This window comes from Candidatus Flexifilum breve, assembly GCF_016713355.1.
Genome location: NZ_JADJPI010000039.1, coordinates 54,775 through 66,509, shown reverse-complemented (window position 1 = coordinate 66,509; position 11,735 = coordinate 54,775). Strand labels below are relative to the sequence as shown.

Annotated in this window: 9 protein-coding genes; 2 read left to right on the top strand and 7 right to left on the bottom strand. The window is 61.8% G+C overall.

Translation table 11 applies throughout. The features are described from left to right. Positions 1–143: 143 nt before the first annotated feature. Positions 144–2,093, bottom strand: coding sequence for an exo-alpha-sialidase (locus tag IPK17_RS36675; protein WP_343422704.1), 1,950 nt, complete (start codon positions 2,091–2,093; stop codon positions 144–146). Next, positions 2,090–3,094 carry a Gfo/Idh/MocA family protein gene (locus IPK17_RS36670; RefSeq protein ID WP_343422703.1) on the bottom strand — a complete coding sequence of 335 codons (1,005 nt, stop codon included), beginning with the start codon at positions 3,092–3,094 and terminating at the stop codon, positions 2,090–2,092. Before IPK17_RS36670 ends, IPK17_RS36675 begins: the two co-directional genes overlap by 4 nt. 105 nt (positions 3,095–3,199) lie before the next feature. On the opposite strand from IPK17_RS36670, the gene IPK17_RS36665 reads away from it, so the two are divergent. Continuing rightward, positions 3,200–4,888, top strand: a complete 1,689-nt coding sequence (locus IPK17_RS36665) for an alpha-L-fucosidase (RefSeq protein WP_502749877.1) — start codon at positions 3,200–3,202, stop codon at positions 4,886–4,888. A 410-nt stretch (positions 4,889–5,298) separates the two neighbouring features. On the opposite strand, the gene IPK17_RS36660 is transcribed toward IPK17_RS36665, so the two are convergent. The 4 genes from IPK17_RS36660 to IPK17_RS36645 all read right to left on the bottom strand — a co-directional run bounded on the left by IPK17_RS36660 (position 5,299) and on the right by IPK17_RS36645 (position 9,866). Next, positions 5,299–6,300 (bottom strand): ABC transporter permease, encoded by a 1,002-nt coding sequence (locus IPK17_RS36660; RefSeq protein ID WP_343422701.1) that lies wholly within the window; start codon positions 6,298–6,300, stop codon positions 5,299–5,301. A gap of 3 nt (positions 6,301–6,303) precedes the next feature. Then, positions 6,304–7,806, bottom strand: coding sequence for a sugar ABC transporter ATP-binding protein (locus IPK17_RS36655; RefSeq protein WP_343422700.1), 1,503 nt, complete (start codon positions 7,804–7,806; stop codon positions 6,304–6,306). Beyond that, positions 7,799–8,773 (bottom strand): ABC transporter permease, encoded by a 975-nt coding sequence (locus IPK17_RS36650; RefSeq protein ID WP_343422699.1) that lies wholly within the window; start codon positions 8,771–8,773, stop codon positions 7,799–7,801. Before IPK17_RS36650 ends, IPK17_RS36655 begins: the two co-directional genes overlap by 8 nt. A gap of 94 nt (positions 8,774–8,867) precedes the next feature. Next, the gene (locus IPK17_RS36645; RefSeq protein ID WP_343422698.1) at positions 8,868–9,866 is read right to left on the bottom strand and encodes a sugar ABC transporter substrate-binding protein; all 999 of its coding nucleotides are present in this window, start codon (positions 9,864–9,866) and stop codon (positions 8,868–8,870) included. 172 nt (positions 9,867–10,038) lie between these two features. Here IPK17_RS36645 and IPK17_RS36640 point away from each other — a divergent pair, with 172 nt between their 5' ends. Next, positions 10,039–10,941 (top strand): cyclase family protein, encoded by a 903-nt coding sequence (locus tag IPK17_RS36640; RefSeq protein WP_343422697.1) that lies wholly within the window; start codon positions 10,039–10,041, stop codon positions 10,939–10,941. A 6-nt stretch (positions 10,942–10,947) separates the two neighbouring features. On the opposite strand, the gene IPK17_RS36635 is transcribed toward IPK17_RS36640, so the two are convergent. Beyond that, complete coding sequence (locus IPK17_RS36635; protein ID WP_343422696.1) at positions 10,948–11,637, bottom strand: GntR family transcriptional regulator; 690 nt, start codon at positions 11,635–11,637, stop codon at positions 10,948–10,950. Between the last annotated feature and the right edge of the window lie 98 nt (positions 11,638–11,735).

Below are 11,735 nucleotides of genomic sequence, written 5' to 3'. Positions count from 1 at the left end.
TGCAATCATCCCTACGGAGAGCGTGTAACCCATTTCCACGGTATTTTGCGCATTTACCGGCTTGCCTCGCCCGCTAACGAGAGGGCCTCGTGCCTCGATTGAATGACCGCCTCTTCAGCGCTTGCACAGCAAGCAGGGTGAGGTTAGCCGCTGTCCGCCTCGTCGGTGAGCCAGCCGAGCGTGCAGCGCACAAAATGCAGACCGCCCGTGTTGCCGCGCTCAAACAGCACGCCGATTTCGCCGCTCCGTGTCACTACCAGATCGCTGTAGGCGGATGCGCCGCGCTCAATGACTTTGCTGTACGTCCAGGTGTGGCCTTCGTCATAGCTCAGGCGCACGGTCAGGTTGACGCGCGCGCGTTCATGCGCGGGGTTGGCGAACAGCAGCCGACTTTTGCCGCCGTGATCGCTCCACGAATAGCGCAGCAGGGTCGCCTGTACCGCCGGGTCGATCAGCGTCTGATCGAGTATCGTCTCCCCAAAGTGGATCGCGCCGTCGGCGTCGAAGTGCGCGCGCGTCACCGCCCGCCGCCCGTCGGATACGCCGTTGGTGTACGAGCGCGTGTTGATCAGCACGCCGCCGTCCTCCAGCTCGGCAGCAATCGCTTCGTTCAGTCCGAGCCGCGGGATGATGCCGCCGATCTGCCACGTCGCGCCGAGATCGTCGCTCCAGAACGCGTAATTCTCTGCCTCGAACACGCTCCGATCACCGCGCGTGAGGCTCCCCGCGAAAAACAAGCGTCCACGAGTCTGGGGCGTGCGTGTGAGTTGAAGCGCATGCCCCTGCGCCGGAATCTGGATGCGCCAGTCGTGCGCTTGGTTTTCGGGCAGCGCGGCGGCGGGACACACGTCCGCATAGTCGGGTTGATACGGCTTATGCACCTCGGCTGTGATGTCCCGCGGGGCGCTCCACGTCACGCCGTGATCGTCGCTGGTCACGCACATAGCGCGGCTCAGCCCGACTCCGCGCGCGATGTCCCATTCGGAATGGCTGGCCGCCCGGAACACGAGCACCACTTTGCCCGTCCCGTGAACTTCACCGACGACCGGGGAGGCGTTCATATTGACATAGCCATCGACCGCCGCGACCACGGTCAGCGGCGACCAGGTCGCGCCCTCATTGGCGCTGCGCTTGCCGACAATCTGAATCGTCCCGGTCGAGTCGCTGCACGATTCGAGCCGCGCTTCGGCAAACGCCAGCAGATCGCCATTCAGCGCGCGGACGATGCTCGGAATGCGGTAGCAGGCATAGCCTTCCGTCCCGTTGACGAACACGGGCACAAAGCGCAGCGGATGCGCCTGCCCGGTCACATGAACCACCTGCTCGGCGGTAGTTTGACTGTGATCCGGCGCGATCACCCACAGGCGCACGCTGTAGTCCCCCGCGTAGGTATAGGTATGCGTGACAGCCGCCCCGGTCGCCCGGTCGCCGTCGCCGAAGTCCCACAGCAGCGTGGCTTGATCCGTGGAGATCCGCGCGCCGAACTGGACCGTGAACGGAGCCTCGCCCGTTAGCGCCGATGCTTCAATGGTCGCCCACAGCACCTGCGCCGGGGGTGTGCCGAGATCGGCGAGCTCGGCTTCCAGCAGCGGGCGCGCATACACGCGCACATCGTCCAGCAGACCGCTGCCATTGCGCCCAAAGGTGTGATCCCAGTGCCCGCCCGCCGGATCGGTGGTGCCGCCCGCGCGCAGCCGCTCCATGCGTGTGTAGGGGTCGAGTTGAAAGACCAGCGTCGAGGTGTCAATCTGCCCGTCCAGCGCGGCGCGCACGACGCCCAACGGATCGATGCTCACGGCGAAGTGGTGCCAGCGGTCGCCCAGCACGCGGAACGCGACGCTCATATCCAATTCCGGGTGCTGAAAGTGGATGAAGTCGTCGCGCAGGACGATCTCCCAGCGGTGATAGGCTTGCGGCGCGTCGGCGTGTTCGAGGATCACCTGCGTGCGCTCTGTGTTATCTGCCCAGAACCAGAACGCGACCGTGAAGCCGCCGCGCCAGTCGGTTGACGGCAGGTCAAGCGTCCGGGAATACAGGTGCAGACAGTCGAAATCGGCTAGTTCCCAGTGGGCGCTGTAGTCAGACGTGTTCATCCGGTGAACTCGCTGATCTGAATTTCGCGACCGGCCGCGGATGACGCTTCCGCCGCGAACACCGCCTGCATGATCGCCCGCGCCACCGGGCCCGAAACCGACGGTTCGGTATCCGTGGCGATCGCGTGGAGGAAGTCGCGCCATTCGTTGGCGATCCCTTCGACCATCCAACTGCCCGTCGGCACGGAGTCCGGCACGAGCTGCCAGCGATCCTCGCGCCCAATCTGCACGCCCGTCGCGTAATCGATGTTGAGCATCCCTTTGGTGCAGGTCAGTTCGGTGCTGTGCTTGGGCGCGCCGACCGAATAGCCAGTGCTGACAATCGTGCCCGCCGCGCCGTTGGCGTACCGTACGAAGACCATCCCCGTGTCATCCGCCGCCATATCGGCGTGATAGTGCGTGCCGAAGCGCGCGCTCACCGCACTGATGGGGCTGTCGATCAGCCATGTCAGCCGATCCAGCGGGTGAATGCCAACGGTCAGCCACACGCCGCCGCCCCGCGCCCGGTCCAAATGCCAGTCGCGGCGGTTCGGCTCGAACCAGAATTTCTGCATGGTCGCGAGGCCGTGAATAACGTCGCCTACTTCGCCGCTCGCGATGAGCGCTTGGGCGATGCGGTACGGATGGGTGAAGCGGTTGACGTGCCCGAGCATCAGCTTGACGCGCGCCTGCGCTGCCGCATCGATGATCGCGTCGCATTCGGCCAGCGTGGGCGCCATCGGCTTTTCGAGCAGGATGTGCTTGCCCGCGCGCGCCGCCGCCAGCGCGATCTCGGTGTGGTGATGGTGCGGTGTAGCGATCACCACCGCGTCCACCCGTGGATCGGCCAGCAGGTCGCGGTAATTGACATAGCCGCGTCCGCCGAATTCGGCTACGAAGTCGGCCAGCGCGGTTTCATTCGTCCGGGATGCCGCGACCAGTTCCGCCCCGGCGACCTGTTGGAGCGCGCGGGCATGCTGGATGCCAAAATCGCCTGCGCCGATGATGCCAATTCGCTGCATGTTGATCCTCGCTGGCCTTGGCTGAAGTGAGAGCTCCGATTTTACCCGGCAGCGGTGCTCGTTCAAAACACTGGTAGCTGATCGTGAGCAAGCTGCGGCTGGCTCATGGGCTCAGCTCGTCCCTACGCGAGAATCGTCTTGAGGTGGGGCTCGCAAACCGATTGTTTGCGCCGGGCGCGAAATCCGCTTAAATCTAGGGGCGTTATGGAACAGCGACGTGTGTCTGGGCCTGCACCCCTGCTTCCCGAGCATCTCACCTACGCCAGCGGAGAGGGGCGACAAAATGCAGACTCGACAGTCATCCATAACCGACGTTCAAGTGATGATGCCATCTACCTTGAGTCAACTTGTGAAAGGGAAAGCATGACAGCCGATGCACGGTTTGAACCCACTTGGGAATCGCTCGCACAGTATGCAGTGCCGCCGTGGTTTAAAGAAGCCAAATTGGGCATCTTCATCCACTGGGGTGTGTATTCGGTGCCGGGCTTCGCCAACGAATGGTATGCCCGCAATATGTACCAACAGGGCAGCGCGGAATTTCAGCATCATGTGGCAGCGTGGGGCGAGCATACACAGTTCGGGTACAAAGACTTCATCCCCATGTTCACGGCGGAAAACTTCGACCCCGAGGCGTGGATTGATCTGTTCAAGCGGGCGGGAGCGCAGTATGTCGTGCCCGTCGCCGAGCATCACGACGGCTTCGCGATGTATGACACCGCGTTTTCGGAGTGGAACGCCGCCCAGATGGGGCCGAAGCGTGATGTCGTCGCGGAGCTGGCAGCCGCGGCGCGCCGCCACGGTCTGACTTTCGGCGTGTCCAATCACCGCGCTGAACACTGGTGGTTCTTCGATGGCGGGCAGAAGTTCCCGTCAGATGTGCAAGATCCGCGGTATGACGCCTTCTACGGGCCAGCGGTCGAAGCCTCGCCGAATGCGTCGTTTACCTCCGCGGAGTGGACGAGCCAGGACTGGCGTCCGCGCCCGAATGCCAAGTTCCTCGACGAATGGCTGGCGCGCTGCTGCGAATTGGTCGACAAGTATCAGCCGCAGGTCTTCTGGTTCGACTGGTGGATTGAGCAGGCGGTCTTTGAGCCGTATCTGCAGAAGTTCGCCGCCTACTACTACAACCATGTGACTGATCCTGTGCTTCAGTACAAGCTGGAGGCGTTCCCAGTGGGCACGGCGCTCCTCGATGTGGAACGCGGCAAGCTCAGCGCCATCCGCCCGGATTACTGGCAGACGGATACCTCGGTCAGCTACAAGTCGTGGTGCTACGTGGCGGATGACCACTTCAAGTCGGTGGCCACCCTCGTGCATGATCTGGTCGATATTGTCAGCAAGAACGGCAATCTGCTGCTGAACGTCGGCCCCAAACCGGATGGGACGATCCCGGCGGAAGCCAGCGAGCGCTTACTCGGACTGGGGGAGTGGCTGCACATCAACGGGGAGGCGATCTACGGGACGCGCCACTGGCACACCTTTGGTGAAGGTCCCACGACCGTCGGTGGGCACATGCGCGAACACGAGGACAAACCGTTCACCGCGCAGGATGTTCGCTTCACCGCTCGTGACGGCGCGCTCTACGCCATCGCTCTCGGCTGGCCGGGCGACAGCGCAGTGATTCAGTCGCTGCGAACCGGATCCGCGCTCGCCGCCGAGCAGATTCTATCGATCACCATGCTTGGCTCCGATGAAAGCCTGACGTGGTCGCAAGCGGATGATGGTCTGCACATCGCCACCCCATCGACGCCGCCGTGCGTGCACGCCTTCACGTTCAAAATCACGCTCAAGTAGGGTGTGGAGCTGAGTCGAGCTCACCATGCGTGAAACGCTCAGCCTCACCCCCAACCCCTCTCCCACGCAAGCGGGGAGAGGGGAGAAAACGGCCTTTTCTGTCTCCTCTCCCTGAATTCGGGGAGGCGCCGGGGGTGGTGGACCTAACAGGGGTAGGTTTTTAACTGTAGGGACGAGGCATGCCTCGTCCTCGGTCGAAAATCGAACCAGAACCGCTTCGCGTAAGGCTTCGACTTCCTCCAGTTATGGGAACACATGACGGGTGGATTCCTCTCTCCTGAGAAAAATAGGACGAGGCATGCCTCGTCCCTACCGGTTCTTTGGCGAAGGAACCCATGTTCCATTGGGAAGCATGAAAAACCTACCCCTGTTAGGGGTGGTGGACGCGGTTTATCCCATCGTGCGGCAGCCTAAAGCGTCTCTGACCACTTTTGCAGACGGTTATTCAGCACAATCGCCGCGACGATGATCACGCCTTTGGCGATGAGCTGTTGATCGGTGGAAACGTTCAAAATGCTCAAGCCGTTGTTAACCGCGGCGATCAAGAGCGCGCCGAACACCGAGCGATGTACCGATCCGCGCCCGCCGCGCAAACTCGTCCCGCCGACGACAATCGCCGCGATCACGTCGAGTTCCAGCGCGTTGCCGTAGTTGGCTGACGCCGTGGAGACCTGCGCCGCCAGCACAATCCCGGCGATGCCTGCGCCCACACTCGACAACAAGTAGACCAGCAGCTTGACCAAACGCACCGGTAAACCGCACAGTGACGCGGCGCGCTCGTTCTCGCCGACCGCATAGATCGAGAGGCCGAAGTGTGTGCGCGTCTGCACGAAGAGCATGAGCAGTGCCGCGGCGGTGAAGATGAAAATCGGAAAGGGGAGTCCACCGATGCGCCCGCCGCCAATGAACAGAAACTCGGCGGGTTCGCGGATGAGATGGAGCGTGCTGCCACCGATCAGGAGGCCGGTTCCGCGCACAATCGAAAGCGCGCCGAGTGTGACGACAATCGGCGGCAGACCCAGATAAGCGATGGCGACCCCGTTGACCAGCCCGACGATGGCGCTCACCCCGATACCGCCGAGGAGCGCGGTCTGCAGCGGCTGACCTGTTTCGAGGAGCAGGGCCGCGACCAATCCGGACACGGCGACGGTCGAGCCGACTGAGATGTCGATGCCCCCGGTCAGAATCACGAAGGTTGAGAAGACCGCCATAATGCCGATGAGCGAGGCGGCGAACACGATGTTGATCTGGTTGCTCAGGCTCCAGAAGACCGGGTAGAACACCGAAAAGCCGAGCATCAGCAGCAGCATGATCAGCAGCAGGCCATAGTTGCCGATGATCTGCCGCACCAGGTCGGTGAGGCGGGCTTTGCGTTCCGGGGTGAAGGTCAGTGAGCGGGTGGAGATATCCATCGTCTAGCTCACCTCACCGCTGACCGCTGCCAGAATCTGACTCTGCGTCACGTCCTGCCGCCCGAAGGTCGCCACGATGCGCCCACTTGCCATGACCAGTATCCGATCCGCGACCGTCAGCACTTCTTCCATATCCGACGACACGACGATCACCGCCGTGCCTTGGGTCGCGAGTTCGCGCAGCAGGCGATAAATCGTCGCCTTGGTGCCCACGTCGATGCCGATGGTCGGCTCGTCGAGGATGAGGATCTTGGTATCCCCGAGCAGCCAGCGCCCCAACTGCACCTTCTGTTGATTGCCCCCGCTCAGATGCTTCACCGGATACCGCGGCAGCGGCGGCATGATCTCCATCTTGGCGATTTGCTGGCGCACGAGGCGCTGCATTGTCCCCGGCAGGAGCAGCCCGGCCTTGGTCACGCGCTTGAGCGACGACATGATCGCGTTCACGCCAATCGACAGATCGAGGAACAGCCCGTCGCGATGCCGATCTTCGGGGACGAAGCCGATCCCGAGCCGAATCGCGTCCAGCGGATGCCGAATGCGCACGGGCTTATCCCACACGCGGATCTCGCCGCTGTCCGCCGGGTCAACGCCGAAGATCGCGCGCATTAATTCGGTGCGCTTCGCGCCGATCAGCCCGGTAATGCACAGGATTTCGCCGCTGTGCAGGCTGAAATTGATGTCGGAAAAGACGTTGTGCTTGTGTAAAGCGCGGCATTCCAGGGCGACCGGGCGGCTGGCGGTGGCATGCGCTTCGGCCTGCTGCCCGACGGCGATCAGTTCGCGTCCGAGCATCGCGTCGACCAGTTTCGCTTTAGTCAGCTTGGCGGTGGCCGCCGAGAGCTTCACCTGACCATCGCGCAGGACGGTCACCTGCTGCGCGATGTGGAAGATTTCGTCCAGAATGTGCGAAATATAGAGCACGGCGACCCCACGCTGGCACAGTTGATCGATCGACCGAAACAGCTTGTCGACTTCGGCGCGGCTGAGGGCGGCGGTCGGCTCGTCCATCAGGATAACCGACGCGTCGAGCGACAGCGCTTTGGCAATTTCCACCTCTTTTTGCTGCACCGAGCTCAAGAGCCCGACCGGGGTTTCGAGGTTGAGCTGCAAATCGTGCTTGTCGAGCAGTTCCCCTACCGCTTTACGTTGGGCTTTCCGATCCAACCAGCCGAATCTGCGCGTCGGGTGGTGTCCCATGACGATGTTATCCATCACCGAGAGTTCAGGGATCAGGTGAGGATGCTGGTAAATGCAGGCGATCCCCGCCTTGAGCGCGGCCTGCGGATCGCCGAGCGGCAGCGCGCGCCCGTCGAGCATGACACTGCCGCTGTCCGGCGCGACCGCGCCCGTGAGAATCTTGACGAATGTGGATTTGCCCGCGCCGTTACTGCCGACCAGCGCATGCGTTTGCCCGGCGTACAGCGTGAGGTTGATGTCGCTTAAGACTTGAATCGCGCCATAGCGTTTATGCAGTCCCTGCGCCTGCAGTTTGACCTCAGCCATGCTGCGCCCCTCGCTCTAGCTGGCGCTGGCGCTGACGCGTGGCTAACAGCTTGTCATAGGCGACGGCGATCAGCAGCACAATGCCGACGATCACGGGCTGGGCGTAGGTCGTCACGCCGACCATGGTCAACCCGGTATAGAGCGTGCCCGCGAGAAATGCGCCGAGTGCCGGGCCCAGCGTCGTTCCGATGCCGCCGCGCAGCGATACGCCGCCGATGATGACCGCAGTGATCGCCGAGAGTTCGAACGAGAGGCCGAGGCTCTCCTGCGTTGAGCGCATACGCGAGGTCATGATCAGCGCGGCGAGGGCGCTGCACAGTCCGGAGACTGCATAGGCGAACAGACGCACGCGGCGCACGTTGATCCCCGACAGTTGGGCGGCGGTTTCGTTGCCGCCGGTCGCGTAAATGTGCATGCCGAGCTTGGTATTGTGCAGCAGCACATGCGTGACTGCGACGAGCAGGATCAGGTAGATGAAGGCATACGGGAGCACGCCGATTTTGGTGTCAATCGCGAGATAAAGCGGGTCGGTGATCGCCTGCACGGTCGTTTCGGGGAACAACTGCCGACCGGAGATGCCGTAGGTGATGCCGCGATAGGCCACCAGCGTGGCGAGCGTCGCGATGAACGCTTGCAGCTTGAAGCGGTTGATGAGCAGCCCGTTGACCAGCCCGATCCCCAGCCCAATTCCGATGGCCAGCGGCGCGGGGAGCTGATGAATGAGCAGCAGGTTGAACAGCACCATGCCGACCAGACCCATAATCGCGCCGACACTCAAGTCAATTTCGCCGAGGATGATGGGGAAGGCGACGCCCACCGCCATGATCGCAATGTGCGAATAATTCGACAGGACGCTCCGGAGGTTGTTGAGGGTGCGGAAGTTCGGCGAAAGCAGTGAGAAGATGATGATCAACAGCAGCAAAATGGAGATCAGCCCGAGCTGCCCGGTCAATGACTTTCTATGCATGTCAGAATAAGTTTCCTCAAAAAATTCTTCGTATCCAAAATCTAGAGGGCGCAGAGAGCGGTGTGCTGACCGCTCTCTGCGGCACCGGATAACCCTACCAGCGCTGGTTCGGTTGAATCGTGCCGACGTTGTCCGCGGTCACGATGGTGTAAGGCATGAGCACGCGCCCCTGCCGGGTGACGGCTCCGGCAGCAACGCCGCCCCTGATGAGACTCGCGGCAATCGACGCGGCAAAGCGCCCCTGCTGGAACACGTCGGTATACTGCGTCCCGGTCAATTCGCCCGCTTCAATCGACTCCAGCGCGGCGATTTCGCCGTCGTTGCCGAAGATGACCATGTTTTCGAGCACGCCGTTAGACTTGGCCACATCGACCGCGCCGAGCGCCATCGAGTCGTTCACACCGTACACCCCGGTGATTTCGGGATCGGCGGCGAGCATGGCGGCGAGCACTTCCTGCGCGCGGCGGCGATCCCATTCAGCGGACTGATCCGCCACGACCTGGATGTCGGGGAACTGTGCGAGCCCTTCGAGGAAGCCGTTGGTGCGCTGATCGCGGATGATGATGCCGGGCGGCGCGTTGAGAATGGCAACTTTGCCGCTCCCGCCCATCAATTCACCCATCGCCTGACCAATAGCCACCGCGCCGAAATAGTGGTTCATTTCGACGTGCACGGCATGCGGTTCCACGGCGTCAATGTTCAGCGTAATGACAGGGATGCCCGCATCGCGCGCCGCCGCAATCGACGGCCCAAGCGCGACGCTGTCGACGGGCTGCAGGAAGATCGCGTTTACGCCCTGATTGATCAGGTTTTCCATGAGGCCGATCTGCACGTCAGGGCGACCCTGTCCGTCGAGCAGCTCATAGCTGATATTGGCTTGCGTGGTCAAAACTTCTTCGATGCCGGTGCTCCACGCGGCAGGCACGGTATGCGGCATAAACTGGATAAACGCCATGCGATAGCTGGCATTGTCCTGAGCCGCGGCTTTTCTGGGCGTGCTGCCGATTAAGGGCGCGTAGGGGGCAAGACCGGCGGCTGCCGCACCGACCCCAACCGACTTCAGAAAGTTGCGACGTGAAAGATTCCGCCTCATTTTGTCTCTCCTAAAGAGTGGTTATTTGTCAAACAATGTCTGGGTTGCAATAATCGTGCATGATGCATGTTTATTGAAAATAGCATAAGGTTCTATGATTGTCAATCAAGTGCCTTTGATCGCTTGTCGTGCGCGGTGTGGCCGATCAATTTTCACATACGAGGAGTAAAACATGTCGACAACGCTGGAATCGTCGCAGGCCGGAACGCTGCGGACGTATGGTGCGCTGCCTGTCCCGGTGCTGACGCCCGAGCTCATGACACTGGTGCGCACCGGGAAGGTCTACAGTCTGGCGGTCATGCACACGCCGGGCATGCTGGCCCCCGGCCCCATGCAGACCTACAGCCTCTGGCCGCATATGCGGCATGGTGATTTGTCCGATCTCAGGCCGGCTTCCGCCGCCGCCGAGGTGATCAGTATGTCCACGCACGTCGGCACGCACATCGATGCCCTGTGCCATATCGGTGAGCATCAGAGTGCGGCGGGAGAACCGGATCCGACCGGAACGGTGCGGTTATATGCCGGGGAGAATGCCTCGGTGACAGCGCACTCGGTCGCAGACGTGCACGGTCAGGCGTATTTGAGCATCGCCGATATGCCGCCGATCATCACGCGCGCAGTGCTGCTCGATGTGGCGCGCTGCAAGGGCGTCGACGTGCTGCCACCCGCTTACATGATCACGCGGCAGGATGTTCAAGAGACTCTCAGCGCGCAGGGAACTGAGGTGCGACCGGGGACGGCCGTCCTCATTCGCACCGGGTTTTACCAGCATCTGGCCGCTGGCGATCCGCTCTACCGCGACGCGATAGCCGGAATTGGCTTGGATGCCGCGCACTATCTGTTCGAGCAGGGGATGATTCTGGCAGGCGCTGACAACATGACGGTCGAAGCGGTGCCGCCGCTGGATCACGCGGTGCATCGCTTCTTACTCACGCATCACGGCGTGACGCATCTCGAAAACCTGTATCTGGAACAGTTAGGCCGCGATCAGGTCTATGAATGCCTGCTCATCGTGACGCCGCTGCGCTTGCAAGGCGCGACCGGCTCGTGGGTGCATCCGATAGCCATTGCGTGAGCGCGTTCAGGTCAGGAAGTATTTCTCGACGCGCTCGCGAACGCCCTGAATATGCTCGCTCAGCAGGTTGACGACCTCTGCCCGGTCGCTGCGTTCCAGCGCCTCCAGAATTTGTTTGTGTTCGCGGGCGGAGTCCGTGCGATCAAACAGGCCGATGCCTGTATAGAGGCGCGAGAGATGCAGATGCACGTGCAGGTCTTCCCACGCTTTGATCAGGAACACGTTGCCCGACAGGCTGACGAGCTGGTGATGAAACTGATGATCGAGCTGGAGATAGACCTTGTAGTCGTGATACCCCGCGCCGTCCGGCGCTTGCAGCATGTGATCGACGAGACGGCGCAGTTCGCTCATGGATTGGGAGGGAAGGGGAGCGAGCTGCAGCGCGCGGATTTCGACCAAGTGCCGCACTTCGAAGAGCTGATGCAGTTCTTCCGGCGTGAGCAGTTCAGCGACGACGAAGCCGTAATTGGTCTTCTGTTTGACGAGGCGTTCGCCGTGGGCGCGCATCAGCGCTTCCCGCACGGGAGTGTTGCTCATCTCCAATTGGCGCGCTAACTGGTCGATACTGAGCGGTTCGCCGGGCTGAAACTCCTGATTGATGATCGCTTCGACCAAGCCGTTATAGGCAATATCTGCTAACGACAGATGCGCTGACCGCTTGATCGCTTTGTTCGGTTTCGAGGTAGGGTCCGTCATCCTGAAGTACTCCCGACAACGTGCTGATTTTGACCCCTCGATTGTCTCATGGCCGCCCTCTCTGCGCAAAAAAGCTCACCAACACCAACAGGTTGACA

Excerpts from the sequence above, each read along its gene's own strand:
- IPK17_RS36675 (WP_343422704.1), bottom strand. The coding sequence starts at position 2,093 with ATGAACACGTCTGACTACAGCGCCCACTGGGAACTAGCCGATTTCGAC.
- IPK17_RS36670 (WP_343422703.1), bottom strand. The coding sequence starts at position 3,094 with ATGCAGCGAATTGGCATCATCGGCGCAGGCGATTTTGGCATCCAGCAT.
- IPK17_RS36665 (WP_502749877.1), top strand. The coding sequence starts at position 3,200 with ATGGGCTCAGCTCGTCCCTACGCGAGAATCGTCTTGAGGTGGGGCTCG.
- IPK17_RS36660 (WP_343422701.1), bottom strand. The coding sequence starts at position 6,300 with ATGGATATCTCCACCCGCTCACTGACCTTCACCCCGGAACGCAAAGCC.
- IPK17_RS36655 (WP_343422700.1), bottom strand. The coding sequence starts at position 7,806 with ATGGCTGAGGTCAAACTGCAGGCGCAGGGACTGCATAAACGCTATGGC.
- IPK17_RS36650 (WP_343422699.1), bottom strand. The coding sequence starts at position 8,773 with ATGCATAGAAAGTCATTGACCGGGCAGCTCGGGCTGATCTCCATTTTG.
- IPK17_RS36645 (WP_343422698.1), bottom strand. The coding sequence starts at position 9,866 with ATGAGGCGGAATCTTTCACGTCGCAACTTTCTGAAGTCGGTTGGGGTC.
- IPK17_RS36640 (WP_343422697.1), top strand. The coding sequence starts at position 10,039 with ATGTCGACAACGCTGGAATCGTCGCAGGCCGGAACGCTGCGGACGTAT.
- IPK17_RS36635 (WP_343422696.1), bottom strand. The coding sequence starts at position 11,637 with ATGACGGACCCTACCTCGAAACCGAACAAAGCGATCAAGCGGTCAGCG.